Source organism: Paenibacillus sp. LjRoot153 (assembly GCF_964253085.1).
GTDB lineage: Bacteria > Bacillota > Bacilli > Paenibacillales > NBRC-103111 > Paenibacillus_E.
The window spans coordinates 6,490,143-6,506,841 of record NZ_CAXUQH020000001.1; the positions used below are offsets into that span (position 1 = coordinate 6,490,143).

Annotated in this window: 16 protein-coding genes; 5 read left to right on the forward strand and 11 right to left on the reverse strand. The window is 44.3% G+C overall.

Going from position 1 to position 16,699, the window contains the following annotated elements; all coding sequences use genetic code 11:
* Positions 1–153 precede the first annotated feature (153 nt).
* Together ACSQ8P_RS27940 and ACSQ8P_RS27945 are read right to left on the reverse strand one after the other, a co-directional pair.
* Complete coding sequence (locus ACSQ8P_RS27940) at positions 154–990, reverse strand: carbohydrate ABC transporter permease (protein ID WP_436238186.1); 837 nt, start codon at positions 988–990, stop codon at positions 154–156.
* Positions 990–1,859, reverse strand: coding sequence for a carbohydrate ABC transporter permease (locus ACSQ8P_RS27945; protein WP_436239620.1), 870 nt, complete (start codon positions 1,857–1,859; stop codon positions 990–992). Before ACSQ8P_RS27945 ends, ACSQ8P_RS27940 begins: the two co-directional genes overlap by 1 nt.
* A 172-nt stretch (positions 1,860–2,031) precedes the next feature.
* Between ACSQ8P_RS27945 and ACSQ8P_RS27950 the strand changes: the two genes are divergently transcribed.
* From ACSQ8P_RS27950 to ACSQ8P_RS27965, 4 genes are read left to right on the forward strand one after another with little or no spacing between them, the layout of a single operon-like run.
* Positions 2,032–3,858, forward strand: coding sequence for a cache domain-containing sensor histidine kinase (locus tag ACSQ8P_RS27950; protein ID WP_436238187.1), 1,827 nt, complete (start codon positions 2,032–2,034; stop codon positions 3,856–3,858).
* A gap of 1 nt (position 3,859) precedes the next feature.
* Complete coding sequence (locus ACSQ8P_RS27955) at positions 3,860–5,488, forward strand: response regulator (RefSeq protein WP_436238188.1); 1,629 nt, start codon at positions 3,860–3,862, stop codon at positions 5,486–5,488.
* 52 nt (positions 5,489–5,540) lie between these two features.
* On the forward strand, positions 5,541–5,972 hold the full coding sequence (locus ACSQ8P_RS27960; RefSeq protein WP_057315385.1) for a hypothetical protein: 432 nt from the start codon (positions 5,541–5,543) through the stop codon (positions 5,970–5,972).
* Complete coding sequence (locus ACSQ8P_RS27965; protein WP_436238189.1) at positions 5,972–7,045, forward strand: phosphodiester glycosidase family protein; 1,074 nt, start codon at positions 5,972–5,974, stop codon at positions 7,043–7,045. The genes ACSQ8P_RS27960 and ACSQ8P_RS27965 overlap by 1 nt, the downstream gene beginning before the upstream one ends.
* A 410-nt stretch (positions 7,046–7,455) precedes the next feature.
* Here the strand turns inward: ACSQ8P_RS27965 and ACSQ8P_RS27970 are convergent, their stop codons facing one another.
* Both ACSQ8P_RS27970 and trmL read right to left on the reverse strand, forming a co-directional pair.
* A complete protein-coding gene (locus ACSQ8P_RS27970) occupies positions 7,456–7,710 on the reverse strand; it encodes an AbrB/MazE/SpoVT family DNA-binding domain-containing protein (protein WP_056624765.1) in 255 nt (84 codons plus the stop codon).
* 194 nt (positions 7,711–7,904) lie between these two features.
* Positions 7,905–8,369 carry a tRNA (uridine(34)/cytosine(34)/5-carboxymethylaminomethyluridine(34)-2'-O)-methyltransferase TrmL gene (gene trmL, locus ACSQ8P_RS27975; RefSeq protein ID WP_436238190.1) on the reverse strand — a complete coding sequence of 155 codons (465 nt, stop codon included), beginning with the start codon at positions 8,367–8,369 and terminating at the stop codon, positions 7,905–7,907.
* A gap of 143 nt (positions 8,370–8,512) precedes the next feature.
* Between trmL and ACSQ8P_RS27980 the strand changes: the two genes are divergently transcribed.
* Complete coding sequence (locus tag ACSQ8P_RS27980; RefSeq protein ID WP_056624673.1) at positions 8,513–9,226, forward strand: response regulator transcription factor; 714 nt, start codon at positions 8,513–8,515, stop codon at positions 9,224–9,226.
* A gap of 79 nt (positions 9,227–9,305) precedes the next feature.
* Here ACSQ8P_RS27980 and ACSQ8P_RS27985 read toward each other — a convergent pair whose 3' ends face one another.
* From ACSQ8P_RS27985 to nrdI, 7 genes are all read right to left on the reverse strand, one after another.
* The gene (locus ACSQ8P_RS27985; RefSeq protein ID WP_436238191.1) at positions 9,306–10,856 is read right to left on the reverse strand and encodes an MDR family MFS transporter; all 1,551 of its coding nucleotides are present in this window, start codon (positions 10,854–10,856) and stop codon (positions 9,306–9,308) included.
* Between the two features lie 56 nt (positions 10,857–10,912).
* Positions 10,913–11,653: a hypothetical protein gene (locus tag ACSQ8P_RS27990; RefSeq protein ID WP_436238192.1), complete on the reverse strand. Its 741-nt coding sequence runs from the start codon at positions 11,651–11,653 to the stop codon at positions 10,913–10,915.
* A gap of 25 nt (positions 11,654–11,678) precedes the next feature.
* Complete coding sequence (locus ACSQ8P_RS27995) at positions 11,679–12,359, reverse strand: polymer-forming cytoskeletal protein (RefSeq protein WP_436238193.1); 681 nt, start codon at positions 12,357–12,359, stop codon at positions 11,679–11,681.
* 12 nt (positions 12,360–12,371) lie between these two features.
* Positions 12,372–13,001, reverse strand: a complete 630-nt coding sequence (locus tag ACSQ8P_RS28000; protein ID WP_436238194.1) for a YhbD family protein — start codon at positions 12,999–13,001, stop codon at positions 12,372–12,374.
* A 131-nt stretch (positions 13,002–13,132) separates the two neighbouring features.
* A complete protein-coding gene (gene nrdF / locus ACSQ8P_RS28005; RefSeq protein ID WP_171630010.1) occupies positions 13,133–14,119 on the reverse strand; it encodes a class 1b ribonucleoside-diphosphate reductase subunit beta in 987 nt (328 codons plus the stop codon).
* Between the two features lie 21 nt (positions 14,120–14,140).
* A complete protein-coding gene (gene nrdE, locus ACSQ8P_RS28010) occupies positions 14,141–16,225 on the reverse strand; it encodes a class 1b ribonucleoside-diphosphate reductase subunit alpha (RefSeq protein ID WP_436238195.1) in 2,085 nt (694 codons plus the stop codon).
* A complete protein-coding gene (nrdI, locus tag ACSQ8P_RS28015; RefSeq protein WP_056609533.1) occupies positions 16,212–16,571 on the reverse strand; it encodes a class Ib ribonucleoside-diphosphate reductase assembly flavoprotein NrdI in 360 nt (119 codons plus the stop codon). The genes nrdE and nrdI overlap by 14 nt, the downstream gene beginning before the upstream one ends.
* Positions 16,572–16,699 lie beyond the last annotated feature (128 nt).

Here is a 16,699-nt window from a genome sequence, read left to right on the forward strand (position 1 = left end):
AATGCCTCCCTTTATCTTGTATCCTCGTTTAAACTCACTTGCTTGTTCTTGCTTGGCTTCCTTACATGATTCATTGTAAACACTTACATCCTGGCTTAACACCGAGTATATTGAACATAAAGGTGGAAAATCTTGAACTTATTTGCAATTCTGTCACCCTTTTACTGAACCCGCTGTAATCCCTTCTACGATGTGCTTCTGTAAGAACAAGAAGAAAATTACGATCGGCAATACGCTTAAGGTTAACCCTGCAAGAGCTAAATCCCATTGTTTCGTATATTGTCCAAAGAAGGAGAAGGTGGCTAGCGGAATTGTCCGCAGCTCCGGATTGCCCAACACAAGAGATGGAAGCAAATAGTCATTCCATATCCATAAGCTGTTCAAGATAATGATAGTAATCGACATTGGCTTGAGCAGTGGGAATACAATTTTCCAAAACACGCCGTACGCAGAACTGCCATCTACTTTGGCTGACTCCTCAATTTCCAGTGGAATGGATTTGATGAAGCCATGATACAAGAACACATTCAACGAAACGCCAAATCCATAGTAACAAGCAACCAATCCCAGCTTACTATCCATAATGCCAATTTGACTTGCGACTCGAACAAGCGGAATCATGATCGACTGGAATGGAATAACCATGGCAGCGACGAAAGCTAAGAAAACAAGATTATTGAATTTAGAAGCTCTTCTCACCATGCGATACGCCGCCATTGAGGAGATGATCACGAGTCCTACATTACTCAAAACGGTAATGAATAAGGAGTTGAAGAACGCCTTCGGGAACTTCATAATGCTCCACACTTTGGTGTAGTTATCTAGGTAAAGAGAGCTTGGCAGCTTCGCTGTATTCGCCGCTAATTCGGGAAACGTCTTTAAAGAATTCGCGATGACGAAGTAGAACGGAACTAAGAACAGTAAGGCAACTAGAATGCCAAGAACTTCAAGAGCAAATAATCGGCCCGTATATTTTTTGATGGAAGCCATTAGACCTCAACCTCCTTGCGCTTGGTGTACATCACTTGGATGGTTGAAATGATGGCAACCACGATGAAGAATACGAGAGCTTTGGCCGTACCTAAACCATACCGATTATTACGGAAAGCTTCTTGATAAATATTGATGGACACCGACTCTGTGGAATTGAACGGTCCGCCTTTCGTTAAGGAGAAGTTCAAGTCGAAGATTTTGAATGACCACGAAATCGTCAAGAACAAGCACACGGTAACGGCTGGCATAATAAGTGGCACGATGATGCTTCGCAGTACTTGCAAGCGGGATGCGCCATCAATATACGCTGCCTCGAGCATATCCTTCGGTACATTCGACAAGGCGGCTATGTAAATAATCATCAGATATCCAGCACCCTGCCACACACTGACGATAACGATCGCCCAGAAAGCTGTCGGTGAATCACCTAACCAAGGCAGTTCGAAAAAGCCGATATGCGTGAGATTGCCTAGGGTCGCAAACCCTTTAACAAAGATAAACTGCCAGATAAAACCTAGCAATAAACCACCAATTACGTTAGGCATAAAAAAGATTGTGCGCAACACATTCCTCGTTTTCAGCGCTTGCGTGAGTAGTAAGGCAAGCAAGAAGCCAACAAGGTTCGTCAAAATGACGTTCGTCACGGTCAAGCGTGATGTAAAGTTAAAAGCATTACGATAATCCTGATCATGGAATAGAATTTGCTTGAAATTCTCCAGTCCATTGAAGTTTACTTTGGTTGTTACACCATTCCATTCGGTAAACGAGTAATAGATGCTCATCAGAAATGGAATCAAGACCACGATGCTAAAAAAGATTAACGCAGGTCCGATAAATACCCATTGCTGAAGCCATCCGGAAAGCATTCTTTTTGTTTTCACTGGGAAGTCCCCCTTACCATTCTGCTACTATACCCCAAGTATAGAGTGCCGCAGTACCCCAAAACACAGACGATGGTGACGCATTAGGTGGAATTTGTTGACCTCTCCTGCTACAATGTAGGGGAAAATCCCAATACAGAAACCGAGTTGATGAAGTGTGATTCGACATAGTATTCGTAATAAATTGATCTTATTTCTGCTGATTGCCACTCTCGTGCCCTTCCTTACCTCCCTTGGCGTCTCCTATTTCTTCACCAAACAGAAGGTGACAGAAGATACGCTGACCAACAATTCCGCCCTACTTTCACAAGGTAAAACGAATCTCGTGAACTATCTGGATGGGGTGGTTCAAGCTTCCTCCACCATTTATACAGGCAGGAATATTGCTGAGCTCGGCCAATTTTATGAGATCATTCAAACGCAGCCCGAGATTAACTATCAGAGCGATAAAGTGATCAAAAGCGGTCTACAGGTCATGTCACATTCGGTTAAAGAAATCAAACAAATTTACCTGTATGCCTCCGTTAGCAACAGTTCTTTTCTCACCCACAATGACATTCAAGTAAGCATGGCTGGTAAATATAAGGGACTGCAGCCGTTCCCTGCGGGCAAGCTTGTGTATTTCGAAATCAAACATCAGAACAATTTGTATGGCATGTCACTCTCTGCATATTCTAACCCAACGCCAGTTATTTCTATGCACCGTAACATCATGTACTCACCTAGCAATCAATCGATTGGCGAGCTTATCATTGATTTGAATTTGGACCTAGTATCTGATATTTCACAAGGATTATTCACCCATGATCAAGAGGAACTCTACATATTAGATGAAACGGGACATATCGTATTCGGTCCAGATCCAAGCAAGTGGGGGCTTCAATTAGACGGCGATTGGGGTGATGAAGCTGTTCACAGTACCCTTGACAAAGGTAGCTATGAATGGTCGAAAGGTGCTTTTGCGGGAATTAATATGTATGAGAAAATGCGTACAGACTATCTGAACTGGACGATTGTAAAGCGTCTTCCATATGAGCAGCTCACCAAGAACGCTCGACAGTTGACCTTCATTAACGCTCTTATCCTTTCCTTCTCAATGCTGATCGTCATGGCTGGCACGGTGTATATTAGCATTCGTTTCACAGCCCCTATTAAGCAATTAATTCGTTACATTACACGCATTCAAACTGGACAAGCTGGACTAGGTGATCATCAGAGCGACATTGAGTTAGCCCGAGTTGACGAAATGGGGATATTAGCGAACCGCTTCCATGGGCTTATGCAGGATTTGGATCAAATGGTCATGCGCGAATATCGGTTAGAGCTAGCGAACAAATCGAATCAACTCATGGCGCTGCAGGCCCAAATTAATCCGCATTTCCTGAATAATGCCTTGCAATCGATCGGAACATTGGCACTGCAGCATGAAGCACCTAAGATCTACACCCTCATTAACTCGCTGGCAAAAATGATGCATTACAGTATGAACACGAACGAATCTGTCGTTCCTCTTCGGAAAGAAATCGATCATATTAAAGCGTATTTGGAGCTGCAGAAGCAGCGTTTTGAACACCAATTTAATATTGTTTATGCGATTGAAGAAGGGACTGGGACCTTTTCTATTCCTAAAATGATTCTTCAACCGCTTGTCGAAAATTATTTCAAGCATGGTTTTAAACCTAGCCAATCGCAAGACGTCGGTCTGTTGCACATCGAATCTGAGAAGCTGACTACCGCTGAGGGAGACTTCTTGAAGCTTACCGTGGCGGATAATGGCATCGGGATGACCGATCAACGACTCCATGAAGTCCGTAGTCGATTGAAAGCAGCATCTGTCGCGGATGATTCCTATATCGGTTTACGCAACGTTTTGACGCGCATCCAGCTCTATTTCAATGATGATGCAACCTTGGAGATTGATCATGTCCATCCCCAAGGCGTGCGGATTGTCATTCATATTCCGATGAAAAAGGGAGTTACCTGATATGAAAGTACTACTCGTAGATGACGAGAAGCATGTGCGCGATGCCATCCGATTACTTGTGAATTGGAAGCATTATGGGATCGATACGATCCTGGAAGCACCTGATGGGGAAGCCGCGATTGCTTTAGTGAACAGTGAGCATCCGGAGATTATTATGACCGATATGATGATGCCCATCATGAACGGCGTCAAGCTGCTTGAATGGCTGCATCGCCATGCGCCTGATGCCAAGACCATCGTCATCAGCGGTCACGACGACTTCTCTTTACTGCGGCACACCGTGAAGTATGGTGGAACGGATTATATTTTGAAGCCGATTGACCCGGATCAGTTGAACGAAGCTTTAGACAAAGCGATTCAAACTTGGCTCAAAGATGAGGAACAGAGGCATGCCAATCGCGAGTTGAATATCGAGGTTAACCAATTTAAACCTATTTACTGGGATAAGCTGCTATCCGCATTGATTGCCGAGCCTGGCAGCTATGAACCAGTGGCTGACCAGTTGGAGCGCGAGCTTCATTTATCTAGAAGCGTTGCAACCTGTCGTGTTGCCATTCTATCCTTAGACACGATGGAAGCTAGTATTAAAAATAAATTCAGTCAAAATATTGATCTTCTCCTCTTCTCGCTGATTAATATTTGCAATGAATTTCTTGTTCCGCATAAGCGCGGCTATGCCTTCCGGCACTTGCATAATTTGAATGAAATTGTCCTCTTCTTATGGTCTGCTCCATCCATGGCAGAAGAACTGTTGGCGACGATTAATGATGGTATACGTACCGCCTTGCATGCCCGTGTAGATTTCGGGATTGGAAGTGCTCACAGCTTCCCTAATCACTTGAAGCTATCCTATCAAGAGGCGCGAGACGCACTGCGGCAGCGTAATCTGACAACCAAAGAAACGTGGATTCATACGAACTGGATCCCGAGCAAGGGATCCCAGCAAACACTGACTTTTCACCAATTTGAAGAACAAATTCATCTAGCCCTGCGCAGTGGAAATGTCGAGCAGATCCAGGATATTGTTCAGATCTGGATTGATGCCATCAAGAACTGTGATGTTATTACGCCTGCTCAGCTGGAGCATTGGTGGGGAGAATATCGGGTTATGATGCGTCGTTGGATCCAGCAATTGATACCGGATATCCGTGAGGAAGACATACAGCCGTTACTTCTTGAGGATAACGCAGCCTCGATTATTACGCTTGATGAGAAAGGCATATTGTCCCTATCTCTCTGGCAGCAAGAGCTGACCCGCAGCCTTATTCAAGTATCCAAGCTCCATCTGGAGAGCCAACATAAAGATAACAATGTGATTTTTGAAATCGCCGGCTTTCTAGAAAAGCATTATCACGAGGATATTTCACTTGCGGATATCGCCAGTCGTTTTTATCTCAGCCGCGAGTACATCTCCCGCAAGTTTAAACAGGAGTTTACCGTCAATCTCTCTGATTATTTAGGTCAAATTCGGATGAGCAAAGCCAAGGTGCTGCTCTGCAATCCAAATCTTCGCATTTCTCAGGTTGCTGAGATGGTTGGTTATCAAGATGAGAAATATTTCAGCAAGGTATTCAAAAAAATGTCGGGCATGACCCCCGGTGAATATCGAAAAACAGCGAATTCTATCTAAAGTTCCGAGAAAATAATGGAATATGCTATACTAGTAGTAAGAGGTGATTTTCATGAGTATGCCCATTGAGAGCGCAACGGCGAATTCTTTTCCCCGCACGTCGAAAGCAACCAGGGTCAAGAAGAAAACGTATGTCTTCCTATTCGTGGGTTGGGTCATGCTGATCGCAGTCGGAGTAACAGCTACGATGATGTACACTGAACATCTGAGGCAACAAATATCAACCGATATCGCACAGCAAACCCAGCAGCAATTACAAGTCATTCAACAAGATTATCAGAACCAAGTCTCTCAATTGAAGGATAGTGTATCTTCCGATATGAAGACTTTGCAGGCCAAGGTAGATTCATTGAATGAATTACTGGCTTTCACCAAAGATAGCGCTAACAGCAAGACCGATAATAGTAATCAACTTTATACGCAGCTCGCTGACGTCAAGAAGAAGCTGGATGAGCTGACCAAAAATCTGGATGTGTTGAAATAATGACAGCGAATTCGATTCAGCAAGTCAATCGTGTTATGTTGCTGGCCTGCGCACCTTTTCTAGGTATGCTGATTTGGCTGCTCTTCGTCTCCCTGCATATTTCCATCCCAGTGAAGTCGCCGGTTGCTTTGACACCGATCAATCTTGCGCAAGAGACAACCACTTTAAACAGCCTGTTGACCCAAGCGAATAATGATGCGGTCCAAACGAAAACCGTCATTCAGCAGTATTTCCAGCTGTACGAGAAGAGTACCGCAGAAGTAACAGCCATGCTCCAAAGCGCGGCTTCCACAATCGCCAAACCCGGACTTATCTATGATGCACGGATTACAGCTAAGCTCGGCAGTCCGATCCGCCAAGCCACTTCTGGCAATATCGACATTCAGTTGTTCGCTTTGAATGAAAAACATTATTCAGGTTATGCTCTTAAAGTGAACCTCAAAAGCGATAAAGCGATCAAGCTCGTATTGGGGAATGATAAGCTCGGCTCCAGTGAAACGACTTTAGCCGCAGCTTCGCGCTATGGCGCCGTTGTTGGCATTAACGCTGGCGGCTTCGCGGACGATAATCGAGGAAGACGTTACCCACTTGACACTACAGTTATGAACGGGAAATATGTCAACGGCTTCTTCCCCACCAACAATGACACAGCTTTCATTGGCTTGAACAAAGACCGCAAACTGATCGGAGGCAAGTTCAGCTCCCAATCAGAGCTCGATAAGCTAAACCCACTGATGGGTTCGACCTTCGTCCCCGTGCTGATGAAAAATGGCAGTAAAACGTCCATTCCGTATCAATGGCAAAGCTCACCAGCAAGAGCAGCGCGAACCGTGATGGCCAACTATAAGCATGACCAGCTCTTATTCCTTGTCACAGATGGCTACGATGAGAGCGGCAATTCAGGTGCTACGCTTGCTGAGCTGCAGGATAAAATGCAGCAACTTGGCGTCGTGGATGCTTATAACTTGGATGGCGGTGGCTCGACTACGCTCGTCTGGGGAGGCAGCGTGATCAATCGCCCGTCGGATGGAAGACTCCGACCTCTTGCTACGAACTTCTTGTTTTTCAAATAATCCAAATTATTCACACAATATTCGTTTCTTTTTTGGGGATGGTTGGGTATAATAAGCCTTAACTATGCAAAATAAACGCCTACGCCGTCCTAAAAGGACGAGTATGTTTATGGGGAAATATAGCCGACTTATTATGTGAAACAAATAAAAATGCTTATATTTTGCAAAAACGTTCTTTAACCCTATAGGGGATGCTTACGAAGTCAGTTTTCTGCCGAAAACTTTTAGGAGGTGCAGCAATGTTCGGTTTATCCACTACATTTTGGCTCGTTAATTCCGTTTTTCTATTATTCATCGTCGCTATGTTGACGGCTTCCTATAACGAGGACAAAACAAAAGGTCTTTAAGCCAAGAAAAAAAGCATCGCCTTCTCCCAATAGAGAAAGCGATGCTTTTTCTTTTTTTAACTACTAGGCTCTCGCCTTAAGCAGGTTCATTTCAGTTACACAAACGCCGCAAATATAACGCTCTTTAAATTCACTGACACTTTCCATGCTACCGCAGAACACGCATTTCGGACGATATCTCTCGAGAATGATATGGTCACCCTGTACCAGAATTTCTACAGGATCTCCCTCGTTCATTTGATATCGCTTTCTTAATGATTTAGGTAATACGATTCGTCCCAATTGATCGACTTTACGTACGACTCCAGCTGGCTTCATCATAGGACTTCACCTCTCTTTTCCCAGACGTTTTCTACACTTCCGGCAATTTCACATCGACCAACATTTCCATATCGAGCTTACCGATACTATTCGCCGTGAATCATGAAATTCCTTCTGCGAAAGCCCTAAAAACTTTCTTTTCTTGTCAAAAATGTCGGTTTTGCACCAAAAAACATAGGACGTAAGCCCCCCTACTCAAGACCCACAAACCCTGTTTGGCGTAATCCCTCATATAAAATAATAGCCGCTGAGTTGGAAAGATTTAATGATCTTACCGCGTCGGACATTGGCAACCGGATTAACGTATCTGGATGTTGATGCAGCAGCTCCTCTGGCAGTCCTTTGGTCTCTTTACCAAACACGAAGAAATCGCCATCTTGGAAGGCAAAATCCGAATAACGTTTGCTTGCTTTCGTCGATGCAAAGAAGAATCTATGGCCTTCATACGCTGCCATCACTTCATCGAAAGAATCGTGGTAGTGAATCTTCACCGAATGCCAATAATCTAAGCCAGCGCGCTTCAGCGTCTTATCATCGGTGTCAAAGCCAAGGGGTCTTACCAAATGAAGATGAGCGCCTGTTGCGGCACATGTGCGAGAAATATTGCCTGTGTTCGCTGGAATCTCGGGTTCTACTAATACAATATGAAAAGCCATCTTTATACATTCACCTCATTCTCTATCCTATTATAACCTGTGCCCGATTGCAATTTAACACTGGGTTAACTTTATCTTAATATCGCGATGATAGAGGTACGTCATACTAGAGGTATCCTTCATTAAAAGGAGCCTAGCTAACGATGAAAAAGAAAATATTAATTGTTGATGACGAACCTTCCATCTCCATGCTCATTGAATTCAACCTGAAGCTTGCCGGCTTCGAGGTACACTGTGTGTTCGACGGGGAAGCTGTTTTCGGTGCGATTCAATCGTTTCGCCCTGATCTCATTGTTCTCGATCTCATGCTGCCCAAGATGGACGGCTTACAGGTATGCCGCAAGTTGAGAAGCCAGAATAACCTCGTTCCCATTATTATGTTGACGGCCATGCAGGATCTTACTGATAAAATCGCCGGTCTAGACAATGGCGCAGATGATTACATGACGAAGCCTTTCTCACCGCTCGAGCTCGTCTCTCGCATTCAAGCGATTCATCGCCGCATCCAGACCCTGCCTTCTACGACGGAAGAAGCACCGATTGCGATCGGCCAAATCTCTGTTAAGGCAGAGCAACGCGAAGTGACGATGAATGGCGCACCTATCGAGCTGACGCCGAAGGAATTTGAGCTGCTTCTTTTCCTCTGCAAGCATCGTGGGAAAGTGCTTAGTCGGCAACAACTGCTTCACGGCGTGTGGGACTATCACTTCCTCGGCGATACACGAATCGTTGACGTCCATATCTCTCATCTCCGTGACAAAATAGAGCAAAATGCACGTCACCCTGAATATATCATGACCATCCGCAATGTCGGATATAAATTGACTGAGCCAGTTATTAAGGAGTCTTACGCTTAATTAGAAAAGGTTTAGCTCTCTATTTTTGCAAAAAAATAGCCTCATTCACGTAGGAATCCTACATGGATGAGGCTTCTTTCTATTGAGCTTTCAATTCTGCTGCAGCTTGCTCAGCTTGCTTATGCTCTAATGATTCGGTCAAGCGCTCTTTACTCATGAGAACCGCTGCTACGACAGCCAAAGCTGTTGGAATCAGTGCCCACATGAATGTATATGAAATCGAAGATGATAACCCTGCTGTAATTTTATCTAGTACAGGTGTAGGGATTTGGGCACGCATTTCAGGTGCCAGAAGCACCCTAGGATCACTAAACGCAGGATTATCTGCCATGTTCCCTTGCCCGCTTCCAGCGAAAATCTCCTTAAGCTTCGTAGTGAAATCATTCCGTTGAATGATTCCGAATAGCGTAATTCCTAATGTCATACCTAGGGAACGAATGAAAGAGACGGTTGCATTCACTGAACCACGCTGCGACGGATCGAAGTGATGAATCGCCGAGTTGGAAAGAACGGAGAAACTCGCACCGATCCCTACACCGACGACGATCATGCACATTGTCACATACAAGCGGCTTGTATCTGGGTCAAGCTGTGTCAGCATGAACATACCTGCTGCTAGAATCACAACAAAGATCATCATAATGTTACGGTATGGCATCTTATTCATTAAGAAACCACCGCCTACCGCAGAGAAAACGGAGCCCACCATCATCGGCAATAGAACGAGACCAGAATTGGTAGCTGTTCCGCCAAGTACACCTTGAATATAAATCGGAATGTAGACAGAAGCCGTGATAAAGCCCATCCCGCTCAATAAACCAAGCGCATTACTCGTTGTAAACAAACGTATCTTAAACATCGGGAATGAGATAATCGGTTCGATGACTTTTCTCTCAATAAAGATAAAACTAATTGTAAGAACCGCGAAAGCTGCAAACAGTCCGATAATTAAGCTGGAATCCCACGCATATTTATTCCCACCGAGCTCAAGGGCAAACATCATGCTGACAACGGCACCAACAAGCGTAACGGCACCCCACCAGTCGATCTTTTGCTTCGTATGAATCGGTGATTCTTTATAAAACATCGCAATGAAGATAAGTGACAAGACACCTAGTGGAATATTCACATAAAATACCCAGTGCCAGTTAATATAATCGGTAATATACGCACCGAGTAAAGGACCAAAAATACTTGATAAACCAAACACCGCACCGAACAATCCGCCAAGCTTCCCACGTTGCTCAACAGGTACAGTATCAAACATGATCGTAAATGCAATTGGAATCAGCGCACCGCCGCCAATCCCTTGAAGAGCACGGTAAATACTCAACTGTACAATGCTTTCGGCTGTACCACATAACATGGAAGCACACAAAAATACGATTAATCCAAAAATGAAAAACCGTTTACGCCCGAACATATCGGACAACTTACCAAAAATTGGCATACCCGCCATTTCAGCGACCATATAGGCCGATGTTACCCAAACAAACTTATCCAATCCACCGAGATCTCCTACAATGGTTCCCATCGCTGTGGCAACAATTGTATTATCCATTGACGCCATTAACATGGCCAAGAGTAGACCTGCTAAGACGAAGCCTACTTTATTATTTGAACTCGTCATTCGTACACATTCCTTTACAATTTGTTTTCGCCTTACACCCTGAACTTACAGACATATTACAACTTGCGTGACTCTTTCACAATGGCACCCTTCTTCTTCTCTAAGTGTACCTTGTATTCTACCAGATCAACTTCACAACCAGGACCGATGACAACTTGGTTGCCGCGAACAACTTTCGCTCTCGTGTGCTCCACGTAGATATCATCCCCTTCAATAACCGATACCGTTACCTTGGCATGCGGTGAGGGTCTGAAGAACAAGCTAAACGGATGAAGCAAACTCGCTTTGCGAATTCTAATTTTCTCTCCGCCAATCTCTTTCGCCGTTGAATCTTGGAAAAGCCTAATGTCGATCTCTCCTGCGTTCAGGAGTCCCCCAACATCAAACATTCCCTTTAGATGAAACACATCGACTTCGCAATCCCCTCCTGCAGCGATATGCCCTTTAAGTGCGATCTTATTGCCTTGCATATGGCCTTTCACTTCAATCGTCCCTGAACCAGCAAGTGACCCGATTTCCGCATCACCGCTGATACTCACCGTTCCCGAATTTTTCATTGTATCGCTTCGAACATTCCCCGTCAATGAAAAAGTGCCCACAATGCCCGCTTCGCCTGCCTGCAAATTACCTTCCATCTCTAGTGTTCCGATGCATTTCAGAAACCGGCATCTCGTATCGCCTTCAATAATGCCTTCTCCAACAATTTTCATTCGATCATACTGGCCCCCTGCCGCGGTAGAGCTGCCCGTAATCTTCAAATTACTAGTAAGCGAACGTTTGTTTGTATCTAGACCCATTGTACCTCAAACCCTCCTCTCTACGCTACACTTTTTCACTGCGTTTCACCTTAGATTGCTTATCTTGCTCGAGCTTTGCCGTATATTCGATGAGTCCAATCTCACAACCAGGTCCAATTGTAATATCCGCTCCTCTTACGACATCAGCCGTTGTATATTCCAAGTAAATATGGTCGCCTTCGACGGTTTGAACCGTCAAATGATTACCAATCCCCAGAGGCAGAATCTTCAACCAACTTGCCAAGCCAATGCCTCGCTGCTTACGTATTTGGATTCGTTCTCCGCCGATCTCTGAAATTTTACTATGCCCATGCAAGGTAACAAGGACTGTATCTGCATTAAGCGTGCCCACCTGCAGCTTACCATTGGCATTAAACTTCTCCGCCTCACAGTTGCCTGTTATTATTGAAGAGCCATTAATTTCAAGGCTCTCACCCGCATAATTGCCCTCAATCTTGACTTTGCCATGAATTCGGGTACTTTTGGCCTTCAGATTCCCCTGAATCGTTAGCGTTCCATGCAATTCTGCCGTTTCAGATGTAATACTACCATTAACTTCTGCACGCCCATTTAGCGTAAAATCGGAGCATATAACGTCCCCTTCCAGACGCCCAATACCGTCGATTTTAACTGTACGGAAGCTCCCGCCATTAGAAGATCCTATTCCGGAAATCATCAATTTACGCTTCAATTCTGCTGTATGCATAGTGTCACCTCCTCACGTTGTTGTTATTTTCAGCTTCAGTTCTTCAATCTTCTTCGCCACCTGCACACGGAGCACAACCTTCACACCTTGCTCGAAGAATAATTCACTGCCTGTCGTAACGAGTAGAAATAAAGTTAAGCCCATCTTACGTATAAATATCAGATCACAAGGCTTACCTTCAAATTTGGCATATTGCTCTTTCATGGTTAGAAGCAAGTATTTCCCTTCATCGAGGCTTATTTCACCGGATTGTAAGCAATCCTCTAATAGAAACAGAAACAACGTTTCTTCAAAGCTGTATACCGCTGTCGTTCCCAAAAATGGGGATGCATAATCTATTGTTTGCTGAGAAACAATGTTTCGTTTAATTAGCTCTAATTTGTCTATTTTCATGTCATTTGGCACGATTGAAAACACATCCGCTAATTCATCTAGCGATAAATCATCTTTCATATTTACAATCTTATCGATACGCGCCAACATCTGCCCCTTCGGAAAGAACGTTTCCTGCCCCGTAAACGCTGATTTTCGTATAAACCATTCCTCTGGAACTAAGTTTTTGCGTTTCCAGCGGTAAAGTTGCCCATAAGATATGCCTGTTAGCTCGAGTAGCTCTTTCTTCGATATCAAATCTTCATCCAATGTACATCCCTCCTTTGCCATTTCAATGTAACATAACAATGTTACGCAGTAAATCAGCCTTGAGACTGAACTAGACTCAAACAAAAAAACCACCCAGTCATCCTAGGTGGTTTATCTTTCATCTATTTTACTTAAAATACAAAATCATCGTCCGTCAAAGCCTCGACGTGAATCGTGCGCACATATCCATTGCCTTTTTTGGAGAAAAAGTCATGCTGCTTCGTCTTCGTGCTCAGTCCGTTCAAGACAATCGGGTTGATATCCTCTTCCGGGAACATCGGTTCAACGCCCAAGTTCATAAACGCCTTATTCGCGTTGTAGCGTAGGAATGCTTTCACTTCGTCCGCCAGACCCAGCGGTCCATATAGACTATCCGTGTAGCCTTCTTCATTCGCATGAAGCTCTTTCAGCAGCGCACACAATGTCGCGTACGCCTCATCTTGCTCAGCAGGGCTTAGCTCCGCGTAGACCTCTTGTGCCAACACGCCGATGTACAACCCGTGGATGCTCTCATCGCGCAGAATCAAGTCAATGATTTCGCCGCTGCTCGTCATTTTACCTTGGCCAGCTAAGTACAACGGATAGTAGAAACCGCTATAGAATAAATAGCTTTCTAGCAGAACTGACGAAGCCATCGCTAGATACAGCTCTTTGGTCGTATTAATATTTTCATAATAATGTGAAATCTTATTCGCTTTAAACTGCAAGTGTGGATTACGCTCCACCCATTGGAACAGCTCGTTGATCTCTTCTGTCGTAGACAACGTAGTGAAAATCGAGCTGTAAGACTTCGCATGAATCTGCTCCATCATCCCCATGAAGCTAAGCACAGCTTTGCGCTGCAGCCCATCCACATGCTCAAGAATCTTCGGCATCCCTACTCCACCTTGCATCGTATCAAGCAATGTCAGACCGCCAAGCACCTTCATATATAGCTCACGTTCAACGTTGCTGAGTGTAATCCAGGACATTTTATCATCAGACAATGGAATTTCTTCATCTGTCCAGAATTGCATAATATTTTGATTCCAGAACGTAATCGTAAAATCATCATCAGGCCGGTTCCAATTCACCGCTTTTTTGACGATGGGTTTATTGATCGTTGGTGCACTTGTCATGAATGGTAGTCCCCTTCCTAATTATACCGAGCAGCTTACACATTCCTCAACGGATAGCTGATTGGTTCGTGTGTAGTAGAGCGATTTAAGTCCTTTGTGTGCCGCATACAGGTATAATCTAGCAAGTTGTCTTGTTGAAACATCACTGTTTACGTGTAAAATGGTCGAGATCCCTTGATCCACATGCGTTTGAATCTCCGAGATGAGGTCAAGAATCTTGAATTGATCCATTTGATAAGCGGATTTATAGTAGAAGAAATTGTCACGTGCCATGAATGGCATCGGATAATACGTTGTCGAGTTCGCATACGTACGTGTCTCAATTGGTTCAACAATTGGCATAACGCTGGATGTTGAATTTTGGATATACGAGATACTTTGTGTTGGCGCTACAGCCAAACGGTAAGCGTGATACAGACCGTGCTTCTGAACGTCAGCTTGCAACGCTTTCCAATCGCTAGGCGACGGAATCGGCATACCTTCGAATAAAGCTTTCACTTTATCCGACAGCGGACGGTAATCTATTTCTGTATAACGGGTAAAATAGTTCCCATTCGCATATTCCGATAGCTCAAAGCCTTCGAAAGTTTGGCCGGATTCTTTGGCAATCTCCATACTTTTTTCAATGGAATAGAAATTCATCGCTGCAAAGAAGGTGCGAACGAAATCCTTTGCTTCAGCACTCTCGTAAGCAATTTTGTTCTTGGACAAATAGCCGTGCAAATTCATAACACCAAGACCAACAGAATGCAGTTCACGATTCGCTTTGGCAACACCTGGCGCATTGTGGATCGTCGTCATATCACTCACAGAAGTTAGGGCAATCATGCCTTCGTGCACGGTTTCGCGCAGCTTCTTACGATCCATCACATTGGCAATATTCATCGAAGCAAGATTACAGCTGATATCGCGAAGAATGGTGTCTTCTTGACCGTAATCATTGATTTCGGACGTTTCTTGCAATTGGAAAATCTCTGTACAAAGATTGGACATCTTGATCGTCCCAATCCCCTTCAGGGCATGATCCTTATTCGCATTCGTACGATTCATCATATATGGATAACCGGATTCCAGTTGAGTTGTCGCAATTTTGGTCAGCATATCACGTGCATTCATGATTGCTTTCTTCTTAACTTTAGGGTTCGCTAGAAGTTCATCATACATTTCATCCATATCCAGATCATCCATATGCTTGCCATAAGCTTGCAGAACGGTGTAAGGAGCGAAAATATGTAGAGGCTTGTTCTCCTCCGCCAACTTATAAAACTTATTCGGTACAATAAGTCCGATGGAGAGTGTTTTCAAACGGGATTTCTCATCCGCATTAATTTTCTTACTATCTAGGAACTCCATAACGTCCCAGCCGAAAATGTTGTAATACGCCGCACCTGAGCCCTTGCGTTGACCCATTTGATCCGCATAGGAGAACGCATCCTCCATTAGCTTAAGTACAGGAATAATACCTTTCGCCGCACCCTCAACGCCTTTAATCGTTTCACCGCGCCCACGAAGCTTTGATAAGTTCACGGCTACACCGCCGCCAATTTTGGACAACTGCATACATGTTGCTAATACATAGTTGATGGAATTTAAGGAATCATCCATTTCTAATAAGAAACAAGACACCAATTCACCGCGACGGCTCTTGCCTGCGTTCAAGAACGTAGGTGTCGCTGGCTGCAAGCGCTGCTCCATCATGGATAGGGCCAGCACTCGTGCTGTCTCTGCGTTTCCGCGACCCAAGTACAGGGCTACGATCGCTACGCGATCAGGGAAATGCTCCAGATATAACGTCTTATCATCACTGCGCAAAGCGTAATCTGTATAAAATTTCGAAGCTGCCATATATGATGCGAACTCGAATTGATTGTCGTGTGCCACTTGATACACGCTGTTAACTTCATCTTCGGTGTATTTGTCATAAACGTTCTCGTAGAAGTTATTGTCGATCATATAACGAACCTTCGAAGAGGTATCGGGGAATGTGAGGCTTCGGCTGTGGACTTCTTGTATGAACACCTTAACAGCTTCTTTATCCTTCTCTAATTGGAAAAAACCATCCGTACCGCGTTGCATTAATTCATTATTAAGTTCAATGTGCCGCAATTGCTTGTACCCCCTGAACAAATCGTTCTACATCATTTTTAGTACCGGATAATTCAAATTTGGTTAATACGGGAACATCATAAAGTGCTGAGATCGTATCTGCGCTTTTGGCGAAGCCGTCTCCCCAGTTGCGATTACCGCTTGCTGCAACGCCTTGAAGACGAGAGGAATTGCTTTCTAGGAAAGAAGCTACCTTGGGAGGAATTTGTCCAAAGCCAGTTGTATACGTCACGAGTACGAATGGCTCGTCCATTGTCATCGCTTCCTCTATTTGAACCGCGGGCATCTGGAGCTTCGCAATAAAACGGCGAACATTTCCAGTCTTCGAATCGTAAGCAATCAACATAGCTTCCGTCTCCTATCATTTTCAATTCTCTCTATCTTGTGCCATCACTTGCGAGCAACCTATATGTAGTAAAGATTCCAATTCTATCGTCTGTCATTCGCGAGTTTAACTACTCATGAATCGACAGA